Raw genomic sequence first — 24402 nt, 5'->3', positions numbered from 1 at the left:
TGTGGAACACTCAAAAATGGAGGTTGCGCAGAACAAAACTTAACTTTTGTGTGTCCAGAAACTTGACGTAGATCCAATGTGATAGAAATATTTTATATAATTCATTATATTCTCCTTAGATTAGATTAGCTTAGTTTAATCTTGTATCTGCAACATATTTAGCATAAGTATAAGCAGATCTGTAGCATGGTGCATACTAAGTCCCCCTGCGTCATCCAATATAAAGTCTAAATAATAAGTAATACCTCCCGTCTAAACTTTTTCCTATAGCATTTTAGAGAGTATTATAAGAATTTTTTTGATGACTGTTGCTTATTCCACAATAAATTTTCAAATTCCGCTAAAATACTGTTTCATTTTCCATCTAACAATTAGTTTTATGTCAAAAATATTACAAATCAATTATACATTAGCAAAAAAATATTATAAATGGTTATTTCCATATAAAAAAAACAATCCGCATACCAGATCATAAAAAACCTCGACATTCTCCAAAAAGAAAATGTCGAGGTTTTTTAGTGTAATTTTAAAAATAAATCAACGATTGAATAGATAATCACCGTTGAAAATAGAATTGTCATATGAAGCAAAGAATAGACAAATAATAGAGTTGCCCATTTCTTTGGTTCTTTTTTATGGTAACCATAAATATTCATCACAAGCCAAATAATACTTAAAAGTAAAGCAACGAGCATTAACCCTTTACTTAATGTGCCAAGCAATAAACAGCTGGCAGTTAATAGGATTAAATAGATATTCGTTGTAATATAAGTTCGTTTCATCCCTTTGGCTACTGGTAACATCGGAACATTTGCTGCACGATAATCGTCATACTTGCGAATAGAAATGGCATAGAAATGAGGCATTTGCCAGATTAGTGAGATGACAAATAGCCCTAGTATAGCTGGATGCATAATATTCGGATGAATCGCTGCCCAACCGATTAATGGAGGCATTGCTCCAGAGATACTCCCAACTTCGGTGTTGTATACAGTATGACGTTTTGTCCAGATTGTATAAGGAAATACATAAAAGAAAAGTCCAGTAAGCCCAAGCAACGCTGCTAAAGGTGTTGCGATATAAAGAGCTAAAAGCCCAATAATTGTGGAACCAATACCGATTATCCAAACGTATTTGATCTGTATATCACCAGTTACCGTCGGACGTTTTTTCGTTCGATTCATAATAGCATCGATATCTCTGTCGTAAATATTATTAAATGCCCCTGCAGCAGCGATTACTAATGCAGAACCAATAATCGCACAAATAATATCAAGCCATTTATCGAGTGGATTCAACTCATATTTATAAAGTGCTAGCGTTAATCCGGCAATCATTGTAATAAGATTCGATTTTATAATACCTGTTTTGACAGTCATCGCTAAAATTTTTGAGATAGATGGCTTCGATACAGTGACAGCTGTATCTTGTGATGCTTGGTCTCGTTTTGTGTCACTACCCATTATTTCATTTTTCATTCCTTTTCATAGCAAGAGCTCCACTATATTATAACAACTAATTGAGAAAAATTCATAGTTATTGAAATGGATTGCCTATCAGATAAAATTAAAACAATGCTTTAATCATACCAAAACTTTAACATAATATACATATTTAAAATTCCCCTGTCACAATAATGACATGATTTGCTTCCTTTTCTTTGTTTAAAATGTCTCTAGTATAAAATATTACCCAAAACTAGATTTACACTTTATACTTAATATAATTTGAAAAGAGTATTTGATAGGAGTGTCATATAAATTGAAATACGGTTTTATCGGGCTTGGAAACATGGCCACTGCGATTATTAAAGGAATGGTTCAAAGTAAGCGATTTAATGCTTCATATATTTTAGGTTTCAATCGCTCTTCACATAAAACAGAGAAATTAGTCGATGCGTATCAAATTTCAGGATGTTCGACATTAGAAGAAGTGATGAAAGCAGATGTCATTATTCTTGCAGTTCAACCACAAACGTTTGATGAGTTACTGCCAAAAGTAAATGAGTACTTATCTCCAAACCAAGTAGTCATTTCGATTGCTGCTGGAAAATCTATCGACTATTTAGAAACGAATTTACCTAAAGCTACATCTATTATTCGTGTCATGCCAAATATTAATGCAATTGTAGGGGCATCTACAACATGCTTTAGTGCTTCCGAAAATGCAACAAATGCAGATAAAGAAATGGTCACAAACTTATTTAATACAATTGGCTCCATGATTGAATTACCAGAAGAACAGTTTACCGTCTTTTCTGCAATCGCTGGTGCCTCCCCTGCTTTTAGCTATATGTATATCGATTCATTGGCAAGAGCAGCGGTTCGGGCAGGAATGGATAAGAAGCGTGCACTTGAAATCGCTTCAAGCGCTGTATTCGGCAGTGCTAAAATGATTATGGAAAGCAGTGAACACCCTTGGGAACTTGTCGATCAAGTATGCTCACCTGGTGGAACAACAATTGAAGGCGTAACTTCTCTTCAAAACGATCAATTTGAAAGCACCATTTTTGACGCTGTAAATGCGGTAATTGAAAAAGATCACACTCTTTCATAATATAGATTTCTTTCAATTACTTTAGGTAGACAAGCGTTAACCTGCTTCCACACTTTTTGTTAGGACTTACCCCATCTGATTAAAAGGGCTGCTCTAATTTTTGAGCAGCCTTTTTCATACATACCGATTATTCCTTTAATTCATTCGCAACTATCTTGCATTGTTTCATAAAGCTTTTATAATCTTCATGATTTGTGTCATCATTTGATAACTTTGCCTTTTTTAATGTCCTCTCCAATGCTATGGCTTTCTGTTGATCTTCTTTCTTCCAATTGGCTATTGTGTACTCCGTATTTTGTGGCAGTTTTTGTAGGGCTTTATTTATTTGAAGTAAATTGGACTGTTCATGTTCCGTCAATTTTGAATGTGCAAAATGTGATTTATCTAACACTTTCTCAAGAGAGTTTTGAATAGTAGAAGCTTGGTATGAAATGAGTTCTGGGTCTTTCCAGTTATTTTCCTTTTGGTGATTGATCGTCGCTTGTAGTTGGACGAGAGGCGCTTGAATTTCATCTAAGAAGTAAGATTCTTGTTGAAAATTATGTTGAACAATTGAATAGCAAACAAATCCAAGGGTCAATAAATTCGAAATGATTAAAAAAGTAATAAGCTGTTTGATTTTCAACATCATCCCCCCTTCTCTTATTATATTAGATTTCTTTCGTTTAAAATGTGAATTTCAAATTTTTACACTATCTTTATAGTAAGCGCTTTCATTTTTACTTAATATCTGTTATTATTATTTTCACAACAGTTATATTGAAAACTTTGGAGGCGAATTACTATGGAAATGAAAGCGGTTACTTCTTCTAAATTGGCTTCTGTCGGCTATAATTCTAGTGCGATGATTTTAAGAATTGAATTTATCAAAGATGGTGTATTCGAATACTACGGAGTTCCAGAATTGTATTACAAAGGTCTAATGGAAGCCGATTCACCAGGACGTTATTTCAAACAATTTATAAAAGACAAATATCGTTTTGTACGATTGCAAAGTCAGTCTTAACGTATGTATAGCTTAAAGCTTCGATGCCTTATTGGTATTGAGGCTTTTCTTTTAACTACAAGTATTACTTTATTCATTAAACGGTTGTAACATGACTTTTCTCATTTATTTTGGCTCTCTTAAATTATTAACATAATTAAAAGAAGTCCTTTTTTGTTAAGTTTCCTTTTCAAATTAAACGGACTAACGCAACCGTCTTGTTTTTATTAATTTTTACTAAATCCCTATGCAATTCTCACTTCAATTCAATCTCATCCGTATGTTCTTTATTCGCATGATCTTCCCATATAATCCGTACATGATAGGAATCTTCTTTTTCTGGTGCGTCTCCTCCATACAATTCGGGATACGAAAAAGGATGGAGTGTGTAGTTTTTTCCATTAATATCTTTAAACTCTTTGAACTCTGTTTGCTCAGCCATTACTTTTCCGTTTTTTATAAGTTCAAGCTTCTTCACTGTCAATTTTTCATCATTTTTTTGATCGACATTTGCTATCCATCCTATAGAACTTCCACCAATCTTTTCTTCTACATATTCGGCTTTCCATACGCTATTTTCCGAACTTCCGTCAATTTTATTTTCGTAGAAATTCCAATAAGTAATCGCCCCAAGTACTAATGCAACAATAAATACTAATATAAAATAGTTTTTCATCAAATCATCCCCTATTTGATAACCTAATCATCACTATCTTTTATGCCAAATAAATACATATGATAAAAATAAATCCAATGCTTCATCTTCATTCGTTTACTACACTACAATCGCCATCCCTTGCTTCGGCTGCATATGTTTCTATCATTTCCATCATTACTTCATCCAATTTTTTACTTAATCTGCAATACAAATAACCAAAAGGGTTTTTGATATTACATTTCTTACTTTTTTGAACAACTTCTTTAAAAAGTGTGAATCCGATCTCTTCAAGCTTCATTTTTTGAGATTGCCATACTTCCCACTTTAGTAAAGGCTTGAGTTGTTTTTGGATTACGTCTAGGAATCTCTTTGTCTCCTTTGTTTCACCAGTAGTTGCAGCTAGATGATGGAAGATACGATTTCTTAATGATGAATTTAGCATCGGATAGGTATGTTTTACATATATTTGTTTTTGATTAAGAGAATTAGATGGTTCCTTTTGAAAATTAGTTGCTTCACCCTTACGCTCACATGCATTTTCGGCGTTTTCTTGATGTGACACGCTCGATGTGTCATGTGAAGCTAAAATTAAAATGATGTTGGCACCTTTAATGCCATTCATCTTTTTTGTATGTATACGTTGAATAATCCGAAGTTCTTCAAGATGTTTTAAACTTCGAAAAACGGTTCTTATAGATATTCCTAAAGATTCTGCGATTGTTTTTGCTTTTAGATGACATACCCCTGGGTAATCTAGTGCATGCGATGCGACTTTATATAAGACAGCTTTTTCAGATTCGGTTAATTCATAAAAATTTTTTCGAATATGCCCCTCAACATGTTCGTCCATTTCCTGTACGCTTTCAAATATGACATAAGGTGCTAAGTAGTCAAAACACGCCACTTACATCTACCTACTTTCTTTCTATTTACTAATTACATAGAAAGTAGGAAAGAAAATCGGACAAAAATTTTATTGTAATGAAAGGAAGAAATATGAGAAACTATCAAACAAGAAAAGGCCCAAAATTTTAATTAATGACGGTCATAATGGAGAGCGATTCTTCATCATTTAAAAGATTATATTATGGAAATTTTATCAACTCACCCCATTACTTAGCCCTATAATTATACATATTTTAACTTTCAATCTTGTATCTAAAGATATATTATGCTATAATACATTTAATTTAATAAGGTTATCGAGAGTGAACGAGAGTCCTGGCTCATTGACTTCACAGCAACCTGCCAAGCGGTAAGGTGCTTCATCCAGCAAAGCAGTGCTTTGAATGATAACGAACGGGATTTAGCGAACCCCTCTATTGCATTCACAACTGCAGTAGAGGGGTTTATTTTTTTCTCTTCATACCTTATTGAAATAGAGACCATTTTGGCTCATAAAAAAGGAGAGAATCTAAAATGAACAGCAGTAGTCTTATTCGAACACAAATGATTCAACATCTATCAGCAAAGGATTTTTTCAAACATCTTGGAAATTGTGTTCAACAAGAGTTATCCGAAAATGGAGATGTATGTGAAGTAGTAGTCAAAACATTGCCCCATTACTACATGACAGTTAAGTTCCAAAGAAAGACATATCAATTGGCTTTCAAAAAAAGTCAGATAAACCGATTGATGAAGGAAGAAATCTTTGCATTAGACCGAACAATTTGGATGATTTTAGAACAAAAAGGTCTCAAGATTCCAGTAACCTCAGGAAATTATATGAAACATGTATTTCCTCACGGGCACCGTACAGTGATTTGTACATCAAAATAATCTGTAACGTAAACAAAGGAACACCCGCTAAGCTTGGAGTGTTCCCTTGTTTCATTCTGGATTGATTCATTCGCGGAGGACTTAAATTGTCCGGAACGTGGATTCAATTTCTATTTGCGTGGATTGAACTCCCGATTGCGTGGATTGGATTCCTAAATGCGTGGATTAAACCCTGATTTGCGTGGATTGGATGCTCGATTGCGTGGATTGGATTTCTAATCATTCTTGATAGTTCAAGACTACTTATCGCGGATAGTTTTTTTGAATCTAATGAAATATCTGTCGCGCTTAATAGGAGTATCTCCTTCTTTTCTTTGATGCACTTACGGATGACCTAAATTGTCCGGAACGTGGATTCAATTTTGAATTGCGTGGATTGGATGCTCGATTGCGTGGATTAAACCCTGATCTGCGTGGATTGGATCCCAAAATACGTGGATTCCCCATCGTTTTGCGTGGATTGGCTAATAAAGTAAAGAAACCAAAGAAAAAGTCCTTAACCTATGAAGAGATTAAGGACTTAGTTGTTCTTCATTAATCTGAAATTTTTCGCTACCCCGCCTTATTGTGCTTGAGGTAGTGATTTTTCATTTTCTGTATATTGTTCTTCGCTACCTTTTTCAGTTTGCGAAACGTACATTGCACATACAGCATCTCCTGACACATTTACTGCCGTACGAGCCATATCAAGTATTCGGTCAATACCGATTATTAAAGCAATTCCTTCTACTGGTAATGACACAGCATTTAATACCATTGCTAACATGATCAGACCAGCTCCAGGCACTGCTGCTGTACCAATACTTGCAAGAACTGCGATGATGACAACAATCGCTAATTCTGTGATAGTAAGATTGACTCCATATACTTGTGCTATAAATACAGTTGCAACCCCCTGCATAATGGCTGTTCCATCCATATTTACTGTCGCACCTAGCGGCTGAACGAAACTACTTATAGATTTAGGGACACCTAGTTTAGTTTGAGCTAATTTCATAGAAATCGGCAATGTTGCACCACTACTTGAAGTACTAAACGCAACCGTCATGGCCGGGAAGAAATCCTTCACAAATTGAATTGGATTCTTTTTCGCCAAAAATTTAAGCGCACCACCGTAAACCAAAACAAAGTGAACGATTAATGCGACTAAAACGACAATCATATAAAGTCCCATTGCTTTAATCGCATCAAATCCTTGTTTACCAATCGCAGAAGCGATCAAACCAAATGTACCATATGGTGCAAATTTCATAACTAATGATACTAAATACAGCATAATTTCATTAGCCTCATCAACTACCTTTAAAGCAGACTTTACTCGGTCTCCCAAAAATGCTAAAGCTATCCCTATGAATACCGAGAAGAAAATAATTTGCAACATGTTTGCTTCTACAAATGCTGCTACAGGATTAGTCGGTATAATCCCTAATAACGTATCTGTAACTGCTGGTGCTTCTTGAGATTCATAGCTTAAACCTTCTGTATTAAATGTGCCAACCGTACCCGGTTTTATAATGGAAGCAAGTATAATAGCAATTGTTATAGCAATAGCTGTTGTAGCTAAAAAGAATGCTATTGATTTCACACCAATTTTACCAAGTTTTTTAGGATCACCAATATTCGCAGTACCTAAAACAATAGAGAAGAAAACGAGTGGAACAACCAGCATTTTGATCAAGCTTATGAAAATCGTTCCGAGAGGTGTCAAGAAGTATTTGTCGATAGATGTAAAAGCGTTGGGCATTGATAAGTTCATCACAAGACCTGCAACTGCCCCCAAAATAAGTGCTATTAAAATGTGCTTCGCTAATTTCATAAATTTCCCCCTTTAGCTTAAAAGAATATTCAATAAATTTTGTATCTATTACAATTATATACTATTTTTTCTGCAAATGGTATAAAATTTTCTATTTTTCATAAAAATCGTGCTATAAGCCGTGCCCTTAAAAATTTAGAATAACTTAAAAGTTGTTTTATAAATAAGCTGTTGACTTTTCTAAATGGAATTGAATTTACTCTGCTAGGAATTAAACTGTCCGGAACGTGGATTCAATATCGATTTGTGTGGATTGGATGCCCGAATGTGTGGATTAAACCTTAACTTACGTGGATTGAAGCACCAACTACGTGGATTAAACTTATTTTTCAATTGATATCCTTTAAATAGAAACGGAAAGAAAAGTCCTTTCCTTAACCTCCGATGAGATAAGGACTTAATTTATGATGTATGTCAGAAATTTTAGTAACTCACAAAGATTCACACCTAACACCTCAGATTCTGTAACTTGAAAATACGTCATTCACCACGTATACTAGAATTGTTATAAGCATAAATTAAAAAGACCGCCGATGTTGTCCCATCGAACGGTCAAAACGATAGTTGATTCCTTTAAGGGGATTGGCTCCAAAGGTAGAAATAACCCATCAGAGCGGCTAACTCAAGGATGGGTTATTTTTTATGATTAAATGACAGAATTGCGATAACTAACGTTGCAAATGAGATTGCAAACATTAATGCTTCAAATACTGTCATGACATCACCCCCTTTCTTAGAGGGAGTGAGCTAACCACCCTTGAGTATCAGCTATCTATTACATATTATCAATCATTTGTTCTTATTGGGAGTTTAATAAAAACATAATCTAACTCATGGAATAAAACGATTTAAACAGTCCATTATTTATATCTAATACCAAAACACCTTTTGATCTCAAATTAGAATTTTAAATTATAATACACTGCCGAAAATGCCCATCCAGCCATATGAATTAGTAAAATAATTCCTAGGACAGGTGCAACTGAAAACTGAATTCCAAATAGCATTAATATAAAGAATATATAAATGGATACTAAAGTTATTTTCCAACCATTTGCTAATGATCTAATCGAAATGTTCTTATATCTCTCATCGATACCTCGTTTACGGTTAGAAAGTTTTCTCCCCCACCATAATCCAAAAAGTCCACCTGAAACTCCAATTAATAAACCCAAGATTCCTAATATCTGTTCCAAACTCATATTTAGTTCTCCCCTTTCTCAAATATAAATACTTCTTCGATACTAAGATGAAATAACTTTGCAATTTTATATGCGAGTTCTAATGATGGATTGTAACGACCATTCTCAATAGAAATAATCGTTTGTCTTGAAACACCAAGCAGTTCAGATAGTTGCTCTTGTGTCCAATTAAATGAAGTTCTAAGTTCTTTTATCCGATGTTCCATTTCTCACCACCCCAACGTAAAGGTTCCTTTACATAAAACTTACCATATTTCTATTTTATTGTAAAGTTTCCTTTACTTGAAATGATTATATATAATTTCTCTATACAATTTTCAAGACCGTCGCAAATATATGTGTAGCTAATGTATCTATTTAATACTTTGATTTATTTTAAGAGGACTTAAACTGTCCGGAACGTGGATTCAATTTGGAATTACGTGGATTGGATGCTCGATTGCGTGGATTGGATTCCCGATTGCGTGGATTACTTTTCGATTGCGTGGATTAACCCCAGGAATTCATGGATTGAATATCAAAGAAAAATCCCTTAACCTCTTCTGGAACAAAGATTCACGCCCAACACCTCAGATTCTGTAACTTGAAAATACGTCATTCACCACGTATACTAAAATTGTTATAAGCATAAATTAAAAAGACCGCCGATGTTATCCCATCGAACGGTCAAAACGATAGTTGATTCCTTTAAGGGGATTGGCTCACACTGATTAAATAACCCATCGGAGCGCTAACTCAAGGATGGGTTATTTTTTATGATTAAATGACAGAATTGCAATGACTAACGTTGCAAACGAGATTGCAAACATTAATGCTTCAAATACTGTCATGGCATCACCCCCGGGCCCACACGATGTGGGTCATGCAGACGTTACCGCAGGACGCGGTGGTGTTAGTCTGCGCTCCTCTTTTTGGGAGTGAGCCAACCACCCTTGAGTATCATCTATCTATTACACATTACCAAACATTCGTTCTTATTAAAAGTTTAATAATTTTCATCGTTTACTTTTCACCCATAATATCACTACTATCACTATAATGATGAGTAAACAATATATTATTCCCATAGTGTTTCCAAACCAGTAAAGGAAATAGGGTAAAAGTATCGTTACTATACCTGATATGATAAGAACAATTCCAGTTCCTTTTGCTAATTTTTCTTTATCCCCTTCAAAAGTTGAGTCATTGTAACCCGCTATTAAAAAAAGCATCTTTTTAAACCATATCAAGTACCCTAAAAAGATATAGATTAAACCGACTACTGTGGTTATGATAAGTCCATCAGTATCCATAATCTACCCCTTTAGCTCTTTATAATATATTAGCCTAAAAATTTTTCGTGAGATTCCGAAGATAGTTTTTTCAACCTTTTTTCTACAGAAACAAACAATAGGATTGTTACTAAAATCATTAGAATTAGATTTATTAGGAGAGCATACTCATCCTTTGTAATAATAAAACTTATGATCGCTCCTACAACTAAATAAGCTATGCCATATTTTATTAGTAGCTTTGCACTGTAGGTATTTCCTTCTTTCCAAAGGGTCATGTTATTCATGGACCGTTTTGTTCGATAGCCGTAGATTGGGTTAATATCCTTTGGAGGTTTATAAAGTAATATGAAACCAGAAATAATGAAGATTGCTCCAATAAGAATGCTAATTCCAACATTGATTGATATCGTGCTCATAATCCCCCTCCTAATTACCATTCGTCCAGTACTATAGATTGATACCTTTTTTAATCGCTAGTGCTAGTCCTTGCGGGTTCTCCCATGCCATGGAGTGACCTGCATTTTTGACAAGTTCTATATTAATCTTATGATTGCTTAGTACCTTCAAATCAGGATCTGGTAATGAGTTTTCTCCAAAGATAAAAGTTCTAGGACAATCTAGAGCATAGAACTTTTCACGCCATGAAGGTTCCTCTCCTTCAGCAGCTGATTTAGAAATAAGATACGCAGCTTTAGGAGACCATGTTGACAAGGCTGCAGCCCATATTTCATTTCCACTTTGACGACTATCATGCATTAACTGTTTAAATCCATTTTCTAAAAAATTTTGCATATCATATTCTGCAATGTACTTGCTCGTTGACCCTTCGCTACTTTTATCTAGATTTGCTTCACTTAAAATAATTCTATCTATACGATCACGACATTTAGTAGCTAAAGATATCGCTACTGCTCCACCTAAGCTGTGACCGAAAAGGATAAAGGATTCTAATCCAATCGAAGAAACAAATTCCGCAAGATATTCAGCATGACTATCTACGGTACAAGTGAAATCATTTGGTTTGTCACTATACCCTGCTCCTAAAAGATCTACTAAAATGCAACGATGATTTTTTAAAGCTTCTTGAGTTGCAACTTCAGGATAATCAAATGACCCCCACACCCCAGACCATGGATAAACATTATAGGAATATCATTTCCTGGAAAATCATGATAACGAAGAAAACAATTAGCTCTTTCTATATAATATTCTTTCACGGGAAAAACTCCCTCCTAACGGGACAATATCTTAATTTTCAAACTATTAAACTTATAATTTAAGTGCTCTTTTCATTTTAACAAGAATTGGCGATTATACCAAACTTAAAATGAAAGGAGCGCTTATCATTTTATATAGCTAAAATTTATAATCTTTAACTATAAATGGACGATTCTATTTATATGAAAATTACATTGTTTCTTTAGATTGAGGTAATTCTTCCTGCCACCATAGAGCTTCTTCTGGATCCTGTTTCATGACCTCACGAAGTTCTTTTTTCGTTTCCACCGCAGGGTAAGAACCTTTTAAGGCGCGACCTGAAGTTTGAACGAATAATATACTGAAGACGATTAAGCCAATCACACTTATAGCAGCTAAATAATAGGCTGGTGCTAGTGGATCACCTGTTACGTGTACTAAATAAGATGCGACAAGCGGTGTCGTACCACCAAATATCGAAACAGAAACGTTGAATGTTAATGCTAATGCGCGATAACGAACATCCGAGAAGAACAGACTTGGTAATAGAGATGGAAGTGTACCTTCATAGAAACTTAATAAGAAACCAAGTAAGAATACACCTGCGAAGATAAATCCGATGTGTGCATTTCCCATTAACATAAATGCTGGAATAGATAAGAATGTTAAACCGATTAAGCCAATCTGCACAATACGCTTGTTACCATGTTTGTCAGAAAGACGACCTGCGATTAATGCTAACGGAATCATTAATGCCATAACAATTAGTAGAATGATTAAACTTGTTGTATTATCTATCCCTAATACTTCTGTTAAGTAAGATGGCATATAAGACAATACCATATAGTTTGTAATATTAAAGAATGCGACAATCACAACACTTAAAAGTAAATCCTTTTTATAATGTTTTAAAATTTCTTTAAATGTAAGTGGTTCTTCATCATTTTCTTCTTGTGCTTGTTCCATTTCTTCAAAAACGGGAGATTCATCTAAATGACGGCGTAAATATAAGCCGACAAGACCAATTGGTGCAGCGATTAGGAACGGAATACGCCATCCCCAAGCAAGCATTTGTGCATCGGATAATGCAAAAGTTAAAATCGTTACTAAACCAGAAGCGGCTATGAAACCTATTAATGTACCAATCTCTAGACCACTTCCTAGTGTACCGCGTTTCTTATCAGGAGAAGATTCAGCGATATAAACCATCGCACCTGAATATTCACCACCGGTTGAGAAACCTTGTATCAAACGAGCACCCAATAATAGAATTGGTGCCCAAATTCCAATTTGCTGGTATGTTGGGAGGAAACCGATTAATAAAGTGGAAATTGCCATCAAAATGATCGTAGTACTTAAAACAATTTTTCGACCATGTTTATCACCAATCTTAGCAAAAAATATTCCTCCAAGAGGTCGTACTAAGAAAGCGGCAGCAAATGTACCAAACGTAAAGACTAGTTGAAGCCCGCTGTTATCAACTCCAGCGAAGAATAACTTACTTAAAATAACGGCTAAATATGCATAAAGCCCAAAGTCAAACCATTCCATTGCATTACCGATTCCTGTGGCAATGACAGCCTTTCTTGCTTTCTTGGAACTTACTATATTAATATCTTGCGGTTCTATTTCTAAATTATTTTGTTGCATACTCTAAACAGCTCCTTTAATGGTTTGCTATTTTCGAGGACTGCAAAAGATTTAAAAAACATTGTTGGATAATAAAATAGCGGAAAAAAACAACAATTTAATCTTTTAAAAGCCCGAATTATCTTGTTGTCGACGTATTGAAAACCTGAGGTTCTTAAAGTGTGGCGTAAAAATTTTTACATACTAAGCATATAGGCTTTAAGAGCATTTTGTCAAATAATCGGTATAAAACAGCAAATTTTCAACATAACTAGAAGACCTATTTTCTCTAAAAATTTTTCAAAATAAAATCACAATTCGCCAATGTAAATTCAAAATTTTGGAAACCTATATTCACCTTGATATAAAGCGGTTTAGAAGCATTATTTTTTTTCTCATCTCTCACAAAAATATAATCTCTTTTTAAGAAGAATTTGATCAGAAATATAACGGTGAAATTTTCATATAAAAAATTTTTTCAAAGTGACGTTAAAATTAGAGAGAAATTTTGATTTTATAGGAATATTTTTCGATAATTTGATCCAATCATGGGACTTAAATTGCCCAGAACGTGGATTCAATTTCTTTCTGCGTGGATTGGACTTCCGAATGCGTGGATTGACCCCTTATTTGCGTGGATTAAATCATAAAACACGTGGATTAATCCAAGAAATACGTGGATTGAATATCAAAGAAAAAATCCTTACCTCCGAAGAGATTAAGGACTTAAATTCACTTGCTTTTATCGGTAATAACATTTTTCGAAAATAAATCTCATACAAGAAATAACACCAATATTTTGGAAATAAATAGACCATTTTTAGAAATAAATGCATCTATTTTGGGAATAAACTATCCCAATTCAGAAATAAACTATCCGATTATGGAAATAAATCATTGTTTTAATACATGGGTTCTTACCCCTACTAAGCTGTAACTTGAAAATATGCCATTCACCACGTATACTAAAATTGTTATAAACATAAATTAAAAAGACCGCCGATGTTACTGCATCGAACGGTCAAAAAGATAGTTGATCCCTTTAAGGGGATTGGCTCCAAATGGTAGAAATGACCCATCTGAGGGCCTAACTCAAGGATGGGTTATTTTTTATGATTAAATGACAGAACTGTAATGATTAACGTTGCAAATGCGATTGCCAACATTAATGCTTCAAATACTGTCATGGCTTCACCCCCTTTCTTAACGGGAGTGAGCCAACCACCCTTGAGTATCAGCTATCCTAAATACATTATACCAAACTTTTGTTCTTGCAAGAAGTTTAATATGCTACAATTACACGTTCCGTAGTAACTTTTGTTATCAAAACCACTATTTACGCTATCCCTTATTATTTACAAATCTAAGTTCTATATTTCAAAACCTGAGTTTATATGTAAATTACTTTACAACTAAACCCCTTTTAATAACATACATATTCCATTTTTAAAAACTCAAATATGCTACCATTTGTATCCTGCATAAAAGTACCTTTGTCTTTGAAACCGATTTTTCTATATACTTTAATGGCTCTCTGATTAAATGTTGCAACGGATAAGGTTATTTTTTCGGCTTTAAATTCTGATTTAACGAAATCCATTGCAGCCTTTAAAAATTCTAATCCTCTACCTCTTCCAGTTAGATCCGGTCTCATTCCTAATCCAATTTCAAAAGTAGTATCATCTACTTTATCTACGCTCAAAAAAGCTACCAATTCATCATTATTTGTAACAGCGAATATTGTATTACCTCGTGTTTCTGGGTTTAAAAATTCATCCAAATCTTCCATATCAGCTTCCATATCATAAAATGAATATGCCCCATCATAATGCCAATTAAATGCGATATTTTCTGCTTGCTTTTGTGTCATAATATTAAACTGATAGTCCATCTTTAAATTTCTCCCCATCTTAATCAGATCCTGGCACTAAATTTTCTTCTTTAACAAATTAACAGAATTTAAAACATCGCTATCAGAATCGTTCTCAAGTATTTTTATTATGCTATGTAGTGTTTCTTTATCTATTAAATAATCTAAAACATTAGCTGCGTTAATAACTGATTGTCTTAAATAACTATCATTATGATGACTTAATTGTATTAACTTATCTGTATACCAATCTAAATCGATTTGATCCATTTCGTCTATATCCCAAGAAATACGATCAATAGCTAAAATCAATTCTTCTACATTATTTTCTTTAATAAATTGTTCCACTTCTAATTGAGTCACTTGTGGTTCTTCTTCAAAAATCACTTCTACATTCTCTTGTACAAATAGTTTTGAAATAAATTCACTAAAAGTGTTAGCTACAGTTATTATCTCGTTACTGTCATTATTTAAATAGATAATAGGAGGGTTTGTTTTTGTAAATCGATAATCAAAAGCAATCCACTCGGATCCGTCCCCACTAATTAGTACAATATTCTCAGGCATTTCCCATTCTTGAATATAATAAGGTGTATCTAATATTCCTGAATCTTTACCTATTCCAAGGATATGGTCAATATATCCAGATGTCTCATCCCATGCGGTAGGTTTAGGACTAGGGAACGCATTGTATATAATTCCCCCTCCATTTTGTTCTTTCAGAATTTCAATATATTCTTTCGGTAACTGAATCCCTAAAATCTTTTCAGCCTTTCGAATATGTGAATCCTTTAGTTTTTTTAATTTATATGTATTATCAGGGTTATTAGACCAAATCATGTATTTCCCTCCAATTATTTAACAACATTATTACCTTATCTATTCTTTCTCACTGCATTTATAATCCGACTTGCAATATAATTCACTGCAAGAAGTATTAAAATTACAAAAATCGGCCCCATTCTATCGTCCATTATCCATGCTAGATAAAAGTAACCAAATATAAACGCGACTGCTACTATTAGAAATTTCCCACTAATGTGCCACCTCATTTTGTAAGAATATATCTTCTAATGTTTTTTCCTGTTGAATAACGCTATAAATATTATAGCCTTTAAGTACCAATTGGCGAATACAGTTTCCAATTTCCTCCTGTTGTTTTACCGAAATACGTAAATTCTGCTTATTAATTTGATGTGGAGGTAAATCAATTGTAGCTAAGTCTTCTTTTTTGAGAGGACGATTTAATGTGATTTCTACTTGGATTTTATTTTGTGCTTCTACTCGTAGTTCTTCCATAGTTCCTATCACACTAATTTGTCCATCCTTTAAAATAGCAATTCGATCACTAAGTATTTCAAGTTCATTTAAATTATGTGACGTGATGAAAATTGTTTTTCCTTGAGCTGCTAATTTATTGACAAGTTCACGCATATGAATTGCTGATTCAGCGTCTAGTCCAGATGTAGGTTCATCTAAAATAATAAATTCAGGATTGTTGATGAGTGCTTGTGCAACTCCTAGCTTCTTTTTCATACCAAATGAAAAGTTTTTCACCTTTTTCTCTTTGTCCTTTAAAAGTCCTACTAATGCAAGTTTTTCATCGATCTCTTTTTGTTGAATTTTGAGTTTCTGTACTTTTGCAAAGAATTTTAAATGCTGATTAGCGCTCCAATCCGCGTAAAAATTGTCTACATCAGGGAAAACACCGATTTTATGTTTCACTTTATCTAGGGAACCCCCAAGAATTTGGAAACCACCATTTGTTTGATGAATAACGCCTGTTAAAATATTAATTAATGTACTTTTCCCTGCCCCATTTCTTCCAAGAAAGCCGAAAATTTCTCCTTGATCAATAGAGAAAGAAACGCCTTTTAATACATCTATATTTCCAAATGATTTTGTTATATTTTTAACTTCTAAGACTTTATTCATTAATAATCACCTCGTTTAAAATGCCAAATACTAATACAGATAAATAGGAGGCCTATTATAAGTGGAATAAGCACAAGGCCATTTTCTTTTATTTGATATTGATATGGAAGTAATAGTTTAAACGGTTTCAACCAAGTTTTTTCTGAGAACATGCTCCAAAATCCAACTATGGGTGCGATAAAGCTAACAGCTAGTCCAAGTAGCATTGACATACCTGTGGTTTTTGCCAGGGTAGAAATTAGTAGGCAAAGACCTATCGCAAAAATAAGGAAGCTATACAACTGTAAGAATGTAAACCAAAGAAAATCTTTCGCAAAAAAAGATACGATAGTGATTGAAATTCCTAGTGAGAATAACCAAAAAGCGGCAACGCCTAAAAATTTACCAACTATAATACTTGTACGTGAAGTTTTGGTTATAAGAAATCGAATTGTTTTTGTGGAAGTTTCACGACTTATTAAATCATGGGATAGCATCAGAACAAATAGAAAACCAAATAATAAAATAAGAATTCTTGTGACAGACACATAATTATTTGTATCCGTACCAATGCTCACAACGTTTTTTGAAACGAAGGAGCTCATAAAATATGAGGATAGTACAAATAGTGCGATAATAAATAAAGATTTAAAACTTTTCATCATCTCAACAAATTCCTTTGTAGCAATGGCAAGCATTATTTAACCTCCAGAATTAATTTTTACATAGTAGATTTTTTCATGTTGCTTTATACAGTTTATCATTTCCTTTAATTGAAATAAATTACTTTTATGTTGATGTTATTTTTATTTCTGAAAAATAGTATGTTTATATATCAATCTGATTGAGAAAAATTATTTTGTTGACGCAAAGCTTTCTAGTAATACCTGACGCCAAGACATGCATAAAACCACGTATAAACAATCTCCCAATAGAAAAGGCACAAACACTGATATAACAGCGTTTATGCCTTTTTACTATGTCACCAAACTTTTATTTGGGAATGTTATTTGTATTTATTTTGTATACATTATTAGTTCTTATTGAACAAAATCCTCCATTATTTGAAGAAGAAAAATTAATTTTACAATAAATGCACCCATTTTGCAGTAGTAATGGAGATTATAGTATAGTATTCCAAAATGATATTTAAATTCCGTTTGAATAGTAGATTAGTTGAACAACGCCAGAGGAAAAAGTCCTTGTATTCATCAAATTTAGATTCAATCTTTGTTTTATATCAACAAATAACGGTCTTCCTTCTCCTAATACTACAGGGTGAACAGATAATCTAAACTCATCAACGAGTCCTAAATTAATAAAAGTCGTAATGAGACTTGCCCCACCGTATAGCCATATGTCTTTACCAGGATTATTCTTTAATTTATTTACTTCCTCGGTAATATTTTTATTTACAAATGTTACTTTACTGTCAGTCCCTTTTTGCGTTTTAGAAAACACATATTTTTCCTTGCTGTGAACCAATTCCCACATTTCTTTTTCATCATCAGGAGCCTCAGCTGTTGGAATATATTGTCCCCATAAATCGTAACTTTTTCTTCCATACAAAATTGTATCAATTTGATTTAGGAAATTAGTAAACTCCATTTCAGGGTTCATAATGCACCAATCAACTTCACCGTTTTTCCCTTCAATAAATCCGTCTAAGGAAACAGCTAAATCTAAAATTATTTTTCTTGTTCCTACTTCATTGGACATTAATTTCCACTCCTTCTAGTTGTTTAAGAATCCGGCCCGTTTGAGGAACAACTTAATACATTATATTATAATTTTAAATGACTTTATTATTACGAAACATTCTTAATGTATAACATTAGTTACCAAAGCGACGTTTTGGGAACAATTATGCTTAAAAACTCATATAGATTTCACACAAATTAGATTTGGTTCGATGCCTGGCACTAAATTTCACGTTAATTTCATTTTCCCCTTATACAATAACTTATGAAGTAAGCGAGAGAGGCTATTTTAATCGATTACTAGTCTAGCTCGATTTGAAAGATATTAGGTACGTATGAGGAGAGTGCGTGGAATGTCACAAAATGACCAAGTCTTTGACATTACAATTATTGGCGGAGGACCGGTTGGAATGTTTGCTGCTTTTTATGCTGGTATGAGGCAACTATCGGTGAAAATCATAGAAAATCTTCCACAGTTAGGTGGGCAATTATCTGCTTTATATCCTGAAAAGTATATTTATGATATTGCAGGTTTTCCAAAAATCCGTGCTCAAGAGCTGATCAATAATTTAAACGAGCAAATGAGACAGTTTAATCCTACCATATGTCTTGAACAATCTGTTGAACAGGTTGAAAAGCGACCCGACGGTATATTTAAACTAACGACAAATACTGATATTCATTACTCAAAAACCATTCTGATCACAGCCGGTAATGGCGCATTCCAACCAAAGAAATTACAACTTGATGGCATTGAAAACTATGAAGGTCGTAATATTCATTATTTTATAAATGATCTAAACAAGTTCGCAGGAAAACGGGTGGTCGTATTCGGCGGAGGTGATTCAGCTGTTGATTGGGCTTTAATGCTAGAGCCAATTGCTGAACATGTCACATTAGTGCACCGAAGAGATACATTTCGTGCTCACGAACAGAGTGTCGAAAACTTGAAAAAATCTACCATTGAAGTCATGACACCATTTGTCCCAACTGAATTTATCGGAAAACATCAAATAGAACAAGTAGTACTTCAACAAACAAAAGGAACCGAAAGAGAAACCTTGGACGTTGACGCTGTCATTGTCAATTATGGATTTGCTACTTCACTCGGTTCCATCAAAAATTGGGGACTAGCAATCGACAATCATTCAATTGTTGTAAACAGTAAATTAGAAACAAATATAGAGGGTATTTATGCTGCTGGAGACATTTGCACATATGACGGCAAAGTTAACTTGATCGCAACTGGATTTGGAGAAGCACCTATCGCCATTAGTAGCGCGAAAGTATATATCGATCCAACAGCTGATATGCAAGCTCTTCACAGTACAACCATTATGAAAGAAAAAAATACCAAAGCTTAAATAAACCTTAGGAGGAAAAAATAATGAAATATACAATTGTCAATAAAGAAACTTGCATTGCTTGTGGCGCATGTAATGATATAGCACCAGATATATTTAATCATGATCGAAAAGGTCATTCTCATGTAATACTAGATGACAACCAAGGAACTGCTGCGGTTCCAGAAGATTTTTACGATGATTTAGAAGATGCATGGGATGAATGCCCTAGCGGTTCCATTAAAGTTGCAGATAAACCTTTTGATGGAGATGCAGAAAAGTTTGATTAAGCTTTTAATAGTATTTTAAATAGAGCAACAGCTACAGTGACGGCATACCATTGTAGCTGTTTTTATTTTACACTCTGAGATATTAGTATCTCCTCCCCTTTTATTCTTTATGTTATGATAACATTGAGTTAACCATTTATTAAATAAGGTTGACTCTTTTATGCCGATTCAAATAGGGGGAGAATTATGTATAGATTAAGAGGACATCATATTTTTTGTCTTCTAGGTTATCGAGGAATGGGATATTCCAAAAAATATGTTGAAAATATGACTCGTTTACATCATACCTTGAGAAAGCATCCAGAAACATTGGTACAGCTTGTTAATGGACCTGATCAATTATGCGAAAATTATCCAAACTCAGGTGAATATCACTGTCAAGATGATCACATCTATCAAATGGATGCCGCATTTTTAGAGAAAATCGGCTTAAAAGTCGGGCAGACTTTAAAATGGGCAGACATTGAATCTCATATCCAAAACCATGTTATTCCCTCAGACATTCAATCTGTCTGCAAAACTTGTTCATGGCGTTCTTACGGTTTTTGTGAAGATGGTATTCAACTAATACTTGATGGAAAAGGTTTAAAGGAAATTAAATAACCCCATCACTATAATGTAGAGAAACCATCCTTTTGCTAGCCTCGGATGGTTTCTTTGTACTTCCCTATTAATAAAGATGAACCTCTTTTGAGCTATTCTTCCTGTATAAAAATCACCTTATCATATCCACATTTACGACAGACCATTAAATGAGGGCAAGTCTGATCTTTAGCTGTATTTGGATAGCCGTCATCCATTTTCGCAATCTCTTCATCCTTATAATGATTATAAGGGTCCATAAAATCAGCTACTTTCCCTGCATTATCTAACAAAGCATTACATTTAGGACACTTTATTTCCACTATTTTTAATGAGTTACATAAAGGACAAATAGCCATAATCACCGCTCCTTTAATTTACTTTTCCTCCTAATCATAATTTCCTATTTATTGTTAAACTAAACGGTTCAAGGATTACATCACATGCTTATATCGATTTTAAAAATTTTTCAAATCTAATATTTCTTTTCCAATGAATAATATTTCTACATTTCACTCAGATTACTTAATAGTTGACTTACAGATGCAATCGTCTTAGTATACCTATATGGGTATATTTTATATTGAAAGGATGAATGAAAATGAACGATATTACAGTATACACAACAAATACTTGCCCATACTGCTCAATGCTTAAAAATTATTTAAAAAATGCAGGCCTTCCATTTAAAGAAGTGAATGTTCAGCAAGATCAAAATGCTGCAACTAAACTTATAGAAACAACTGGGCAACTTGGCGTTCCACAAACCAACATTAACGGTCACTGGGTAATAGGTTTTGACCCAGAATCCATTAACTTATATGCAAAATAAGAGAGCCACTGCGCTCTCTTATTTTTTTGTTCCATCCATCCGCTGCGTTGATCATGCTGGAGAAAGGACTTAATTTGCTGAGAGAGCGAATACAATTCATTTTTGAGCGAATAATCGGACGGAGAGAGCGAATAAACAGTCGCCAAGAGCGAATAAATTGTTGCTTCATCTGATACTCCTCCTTTTACGCGGCCCAGTTGCTTAGTCAATCTAGTAATCTTGCCGCGGATAATAGGAGTATTTTTCGCTACCTGAGTACGCTGGATAAATGACTTAAATTGCCGAGAGAGCGAATAAACAGTCGCCAAGAGCGAATAAATTGTTGCTGCACCTATTACTCCTCCTTTTACGCGGCCCAGTTGCTTGGTCAATCTAGTAATCTTGCCGCGGATAATAGGAGTATTTTTCGCTGCCTGAGTACACTGGAGAGATGACTTAATTTGCTGAGAGAGCGAATACAATTTGTTTTGGAGCGGATAAACTGCCTCAGGAAGCGGATTACTTATCGGAACTAAATACCTGAAATTAATATATATGGTTTACTAACTTCATTTGATCTAGCTAACTGTAGAATTATCCAAGTATTTTCCACCAATAAGGCATATAGCCACTCAAATTTAAACACATTATATTTTAGAAACATCAAACACTTCACCTGGTGATTTACTAATGAGAATATCAGGAATGCTTGGATTATTCTTTCTTTTTCAATTTATACTTTTGAATTTTTGTTAACTCAGGGTCGAAGGAAATATTCTGATATTTAAACTTTAAGTTTATAATTTTATTATAAATTTCACTCAAAAAATCTTTCAATTCCTTTAACGAAGAACTTGAGACTTCATCAGGGTCTTCTAACATACGATATCCATCTGCAAAATAAAACATTAGTAAACCTGTTCCAAAATCACAAGCCTCATTTTCTAGAATAACCGTAGGTACATCCAATCCATTATTCCAGTTATAATTAGCAACAAAATAATGAGTTGTTTGTATTCGTTAACTGATTTATTATATATTCTTTATCTGTGCTATATAGTAACTGTTCGATGTATTTATTTTCCATTTATATTACCTCCTTGCTTCTATTGTTTTTCCATTTTTCTAAGCTTTCTTTCCCAAAGTTCTACTGTTGCTCCTTGACTAGGATATAATGGTAAGCCGTTCTCTTGCAATCTCCTTAAACTACTCTGCAACTCATAAACTTGCTTTTATAAACTCTCAACACTTTGGTTAATCTATTATTTTTATGCATTTTCAACTACTTCATTATAAACAGAATGATAGTCTCTATGCCTATACATAGGACTAATTCCAATACTTAAATTGCGAATCCTTTGAAACTAAGTGCCACTCATTTAAGCCTCCAGGTTCTCTGAGTTGACGTTCAATTTTCTTTCTAATCTTTTTATCTTTCCAAAGATCGTCTAGTTCACTAGTTATAAGAGAATTGAAGAATTTATTTCTACCGTATCATGGGGGTATCTACACAATCATAAATTTAACCATAAAAAGAAAAAGCCCCTAACCTCTTGAGAAATTAAGGACTTGATCTGTAGTCTATTTTCTGAATTGTTTCAATGCCTGGCACTAGATCTTAAAACTTTCATTCCAAAACTTCTAATCCTTTAGTAAATCTTCATCTAAAAATATATCAATATCATCTAACTCAATATCTATTTTCCTTACATGTTTCTTAAATTTAAAAATAAATTCTTTAAAAGTGTTTGCAATAAGATATAAATGTTCTGCTCCATCATCTTTTACTAGTTGTTCTTCGTGATACCAATAATAAACTCTATCTCTATAGTCTTCTTTCAAACCTAAACATATTAAATCCCCTCCATCCGCATCTGCAATAGGCATGACGTCAGTACCTAAAATCTCATGATACGTTTTTATGGCTTCTTCTATATCATTGTTATTATTTGTAAATCCATAAAAACAATTTATTGAATCAAACCCATCCTTTGGAGTTACAGGGGTACTCTCGATTGGCTGATACATTATGTCTTCTTTAATAAAGCTCCCTCCATATTCAAGTAAAAATTCCTTATAGTCCAATGGAATATTTACATTATAAAAGAGTTCTATCTTTTTAATACTGTTGCCATAATTATCTCTTTTTACTACACTCATATCTATATCGATAATAGTATTTAATGTTCTTTTCAATACTTCGTTCACTTATTTTTTCCTCCTCTTAAATCAGATGCAGAACCAATATGTGGTATATTTCCATGTAATTCAGTTGGAATCAATTCAATTTCAGTTGAGCTTTTATGATGTGGTGTTAACCCTTTTTCTTTAAGCCAAAATTTTGATTGATTGATTTAAATCCTTTCAACTGCTTAATTTTTTCATAAACTATATTAAAATCTTTTTTCGTTCCATCTAATATACCTTTTTTAAACTTAAGGGACCCTTTACTCCATGGAGTGAAATTTGGTCTTCCCTCATTAAATTCTACACCTTCACCATTCGTTATTTTTTTACTTGCGGTTTATCTGAATACCATTTCCCATTACCAGGTTCACCTTTCCATTGACCATTTCTTCTTGGTAACCTTGTTCTAGGATTACCGCTACTCTCTACCTTTGTCATAGAGATCAACTGATTTTTGACCCCAGCACCATTCACCACATTGTAAGGCACAACACCTACATTCGCATAAGCTAATTGATTTCTAGGGGCATATGGTAATAAATCTAAACCAGAAATTTTTTGTGCTGCACCTTTTACTTTGCTAGCACCGGCCTTGGTAGCGACTTTCGT

General features: G+C 33.7%; 32 protein-coding genes, 2 pseudogenes and 1 riboswitch. Of the genes and pseudogenes, 9 read left to right on the top strand and 25 right to left on the bottom strand.

Annotated features, from left to right (window positions below):
- Positions 1-515: 515 nt before the first annotated feature.
- Positions 516-1463, bottom strand: coding sequence for a heme o synthase (gene cyoE / locus Q0977_RS15715; protein ID WP_299515647.1), 948 nt, complete (start codon positions 1461-1463; stop codon positions 516-518).
- Positions 1464-1761: 298 nt separating this feature from the next.
- Between cyoE and proC the strand changes: the two genes are divergently transcribed.
- Entirely contained in the window at positions 1762-2556 is a 795-nt protein-coding gene (proC, locus tag Q0977_RS15710; RefSeq protein WP_119415193.1) for a pyrroline-5-carboxylate reductase, read from the top strand.
- Between the two features lie 127 nt (positions 2557-2683).
- Here the strand turns inward: proC and Q0977_RS15705 are convergent, their stop codons facing one another.
- A complete protein-coding gene (locus tag Q0977_RS15705) occupies positions 2684-3181 on the bottom strand; it encodes a hypothetical protein (RefSeq protein WP_119415194.1) in 498 nt (165 codons plus the stop codon).
- Between the two features lie 159 nt (positions 3182-3340).
- Between Q0977_RS15705 and Q0977_RS15700 the strand changes: the two genes are divergently transcribed.
- Positions 3341-3562 carry a KTSC domain-containing protein gene (locus Q0977_RS15700; RefSeq protein WP_119415195.1) on the top strand — a complete coding sequence of 74 codons (222 nt, stop codon included), beginning with the start codon at positions 3341-3343 and terminating at the stop codon, positions 3560-3562.
- A gap of 235 nt (positions 3563-3797) precedes the next feature.
- Here the strand turns inward: Q0977_RS15700 and Q0977_RS15695 are convergent, their stop codons facing one another.
- Together Q0977_RS15695 and Q0977_RS15690 are read right to left on the bottom strand one after the other, a co-directional pair.
- Positions 3798-4217 carry a hypothetical protein gene (locus Q0977_RS15695; RefSeq protein WP_119415196.1) on the bottom strand — a complete coding sequence of 140 codons (420 nt, stop codon included), beginning with the start codon at positions 4215-4217 and terminating at the stop codon, positions 3798-3800.
- Positions 4218-4305: 88 nt separating this feature from the next.
- The gene (locus tag Q0977_RS15690; RefSeq protein ID WP_299515635.1) at positions 4306-5103 is read right to left on the bottom strand and encodes a helix-turn-helix domain-containing protein; all 798 of its coding nucleotides are present in this window, start codon (positions 5101-5103) and stop codon (positions 4306-4308) included.
- A 292-nt stretch (positions 5104-5395) separates the two neighbouring features.
- A riboswitch (SAM riboswitch) is annotated at positions 5396-5498 on the top strand.
- Between the two features lie 120 nt (positions 5499-5618).
- Between Q0977_RS15690 and Q0977_RS15685 the strand changes: the two genes are divergently transcribed.
- Together Q0977_RS15685 and Q0977_RS15680 are read left to right on the top strand one after the other, a co-directional pair.
- Positions 5619-5978 (top strand): hypothetical protein, encoded by a 360-nt coding sequence (locus Q0977_RS15685; protein ID WP_124218521.1) that lies wholly within the window; start codon positions 5619-5621, stop codon positions 5976-5978.
- A 367-nt stretch (positions 5979-6345) separates the two neighbouring features.
- Positions 6346-6516: a hypothetical protein gene (locus tag Q0977_RS15680; RefSeq protein WP_164489624.1), complete on the top strand. Its 171-nt coding sequence runs from the start codon at positions 6346-6348 to the stop codon at positions 6514-6516.
- 24 nt (positions 6517-6540) lie between these two features.
- On the opposite strand, the gene Q0977_RS15675 is transcribed toward Q0977_RS15680, so the two are convergent.
- The 9 genes from Q0977_RS15675 to Q0977_RS15645 all read right to left on the bottom strand — a co-directional run bounded on the left by Q0977_RS15675 (position 6541) and on the right by Q0977_RS15645 (position 13117).
- A complete protein-coding gene (locus Q0977_RS15675; RefSeq protein ID WP_119415199.1) occupies positions 6541-7794 on the bottom strand; it encodes a dicarboxylate/amino acid:cation symporter in 1254 nt (417 codons plus the stop codon).
- A 633-nt stretch (positions 7795-8427) separates the two neighbouring features.
- Entirely contained in the window at positions 8428-8511 is an 84-nt protein-coding gene (locus Q0977_RS18310) for a putative holin-like toxin (protein WP_367269485.1), read from the bottom strand.
- A gap of 182 nt (positions 8512-8693) precedes the next feature.
- A complete protein-coding gene (locus tag Q0977_RS15670; protein ID WP_124218522.1) occupies positions 8694-8996 on the bottom strand; it encodes a hypothetical protein in 303 nt (100 codons plus the stop codon).
- Positions 8997-8998: 2 nt separating this feature from the next.
- On the bottom strand, positions 8999-9202 hold the full coding sequence (locus tag Q0977_RS15665) for a helix-turn-helix transcriptional regulator (RefSeq protein WP_124218523.1): 204 nt from the start codon (positions 9200-9202) through the stop codon (positions 8999-9001).
- A 540-nt stretch (positions 9203-9742) separates the two neighbouring features.
- Complete coding sequence (locus tag Q0977_RS18305) at positions 9743-9826, bottom strand: putative holin-like toxin (RefSeq protein WP_367269485.1); 84 nt, start codon at positions 9824-9826, stop codon at positions 9743-9745.
- Between the two features lie 165 nt (positions 9827-9991).
- Positions 9992-10288 (bottom strand): DUF3784 domain-containing protein, encoded by a 297-nt coding sequence (locus Q0977_RS15660; RefSeq protein ID WP_119415200.1) that lies wholly within the window; start codon positions 10286-10288, stop codon positions 9992-9994.
- Between the two features lie 29 nt (positions 10289-10317).
- Positions 10318-10686: an SdpI family protein gene (locus Q0977_RS15655; RefSeq protein ID WP_119415201.1), complete on the bottom strand. Its 369-nt coding sequence runs from the start codon at positions 10684-10686 to the stop codon at positions 10318-10320.
- Between the two features lie 31 nt (positions 10687-10717).
- On the bottom strand, positions 10718-11392 hold the full coding sequence (locus tag Q0977_RS15650; RefSeq protein ID WP_299515624.1) for an alpha/beta fold hydrolase: 675 nt from the start codon (positions 11390-11392) through the stop codon (positions 10718-10720).
- Between the two features lie 285 nt (positions 11393-11677).
- Positions 11678-13117, bottom strand: a complete 1440-nt coding sequence (locus Q0977_RS15645) for an MFS transporter (protein ID WP_299515622.1) — start codon at positions 13115-13117, stop codon at positions 11678-11680.
- A gap of 516 nt (positions 13118-13633) precedes the next feature.
- Between Q0977_RS15645 and Q0977_RS15640 the strand changes: the two genes are divergently transcribed.
- On the top strand, positions 13634-13867 hold the full coding sequence (locus Q0977_RS15640) for a hypothetical protein (RefSeq protein WP_299515620.1): 234 nt from the start codon (positions 13634-13636) through the stop codon (positions 13865-13867).
- A gap of 332 nt (positions 13868-14199) precedes the next feature.
- Here the strand turns inward: Q0977_RS15640 and Q0977_RS18300 are convergent, their stop codons facing one another.
- The 6 genes from Q0977_RS18300 to Q0977_RS15615 form a co-directional block, all read right to left on the bottom strand.
- On the bottom strand, positions 14200-14283 hold the full coding sequence (locus Q0977_RS18300; RefSeq protein ID WP_367269486.1) for a putative holin-like toxin: 84 nt from the start codon (positions 14281-14283) through the stop codon (positions 14200-14202).
- Positions 14284-14519: 236 nt separating this feature from the next.
- Positions 14520-14987, bottom strand: coding sequence for a GNAT family N-acetyltransferase (locus Q0977_RS15635; protein WP_299515617.1), 468 nt, complete (start codon positions 14985-14987; stop codon positions 14520-14522).
- Positions 14988-15023: 36 nt separating this feature from the next.
- On the bottom strand, positions 15024-15806 hold the full coding sequence (locus Q0977_RS15630; RefSeq protein WP_299515615.1) for an SMI1/KNR4 family protein: 783 nt from the start codon (positions 15804-15806) through the stop codon (positions 15024-15026).
- Positions 15807-16001: 195 nt separating this feature from the next.
- Positions 16002-16901: an ABC transporter ATP-binding protein gene (locus Q0977_RS15625; RefSeq protein ID WP_299515613.1), complete on the bottom strand. Its 900-nt coding sequence runs from the start codon at positions 16899-16901 to the stop codon at positions 16002-16004.
- Entirely contained in the window at positions 16901-17578 is a 678-nt protein-coding gene (locus tag Q0977_RS15620) for an ABC transporter permease (RefSeq protein WP_299515611.1), read from the bottom strand. Before Q0977_RS15620 ends, Q0977_RS15625 begins: the two co-directional genes overlap by 1 nt.
- Positions 17579-18029: 451 nt before the next feature.
- The gene (locus Q0977_RS15615; RefSeq protein WP_299515609.1) at positions 18030-18599 is read right to left on the bottom strand and encodes a dihydrofolate reductase family protein; all 570 of its coding nucleotides are present in this window, start codon (positions 18597-18599) and stop codon (positions 18030-18032) included.
- A gap of 334 nt (positions 18600-18933) precedes the next feature.
- Here Q0977_RS15615 and Q0977_RS15610 point away from each other — a divergent pair, with 334 nt between their 5' ends.
- The 3 genes from Q0977_RS15610 to Q0977_RS15600 all read left to right on the top strand — a co-directional run bounded on the left by Q0977_RS15610 (position 18934) and on the right by Q0977_RS15600 (position 20816).
- Complete coding sequence (locus Q0977_RS15610) at positions 18934-19944, top strand: NAD(P)/FAD-dependent oxidoreductase (RefSeq protein WP_124218528.1); 1011 nt, start codon at positions 18934-18936, stop codon at positions 19942-19944.
- A 20-nt stretch (positions 19945-19964) separates the two neighbouring features.
- Positions 19965-20213, top strand: a complete 249-nt coding sequence (locus Q0977_RS15605; protein ID WP_119415209.1) for a ferredoxin — start codon at positions 19965-19967, stop codon at positions 20211-20213.
- A gap of 186 nt (positions 20214-20399) precedes the next feature.
- Positions 20400-20816 (top strand): DUF1284 domain-containing protein, encoded by a 417-nt coding sequence (locus Q0977_RS15600; protein ID WP_299515606.1) that lies wholly within the window; start codon positions 20400-20402, stop codon positions 20814-20816.
- Positions 20817-20908: 92 nt separating this feature from the next.
- On the opposite strand, the gene Q0977_RS15595 is transcribed toward Q0977_RS15600, so the two are convergent.
- Complete coding sequence (locus Q0977_RS15595; protein ID WP_119415211.1) at positions 20909-21154, bottom strand: hypothetical protein; 246 nt, start codon at positions 21152-21154, stop codon at positions 20909-20911.
- A gap of 242 nt (positions 21155-21396) precedes the next feature.
- Between Q0977_RS15595 and Q0977_RS15590 the strand changes: the two genes are divergently transcribed.
- Positions 21397-21627 carry a glutaredoxin family protein gene (locus Q0977_RS15590; protein WP_119415212.1) on the top strand — a complete coding sequence of 77 codons (231 nt, stop codon included), beginning with the start codon at positions 21397-21399 and terminating at the stop codon, positions 21625-21627.
- Here the strand turns inward: Q0977_RS15590 and Q0977_RS15585 are convergent.
- The 5 genes and pseudogenes from Q0977_RS15585 to Q0977_RS15565 form a co-directional block, all read right to left on the bottom strand.
- The gene (locus Q0977_RS15585) at positions 21608-21796 is read right to left on the bottom strand and encodes a hypothetical protein (protein WP_299515602.1); all 189 of its coding nucleotides are present in this window, start codon (positions 21794-21796) and stop codon (positions 21608-21610) included. The two genes, Q0977_RS15590 and Q0977_RS15585, sit on opposite strands and share 20 nt — an antisense overlap.
- A 457-nt stretch (positions 21797-22253) precedes the next feature.
- Positions 22254-22693 (bottom strand): annotated as a pseudogene (locus tag Q0977_RS18295) (DUF4274 domain-containing protein).
- A gap of 554 nt (positions 22694-23247) precedes the next feature.
- The gene (locus Q0977_RS15575; RefSeq protein WP_119415214.1) at positions 23248-23814 is read right to left on the bottom strand and encodes an SMI1/KNR4 family protein; all 567 of its coding nucleotides are present in this window, start codon (positions 23812-23814) and stop codon (positions 23248-23250) included.
- Positions 23811-23888: a hypothetical protein gene (locus tag Q0977_RS15570; RefSeq protein WP_299515645.1), complete on the bottom strand. Its 78-nt coding sequence runs from the start codon at positions 23886-23888 to the stop codon at positions 23811-23813. The genes Q0977_RS15575 and Q0977_RS15570 overlap by 4 nt, the downstream gene beginning before the upstream one ends.
- A 223-nt stretch (positions 23889-24111) precedes the next feature.
- Positions 24112-24402 (bottom strand): annotated as a pseudogene (locus Q0977_RS15565) (hypothetical protein); the annotation flags it as partial.

The organism is uncultured Rummeliibacillus sp. (genome assembly GCF_934216135.1).
In the GTDB taxonomy this organism is placed as follows: Bacteria; Bacillota; Bacilli; order Bacillales_A; family Planococcaceae; genus Rummeliibacillus.
The sequence above is the reverse complement of the archived record's forward strand: the minus strand, read 5'-3'. Positions and strand labels throughout refer to the sequence as shown.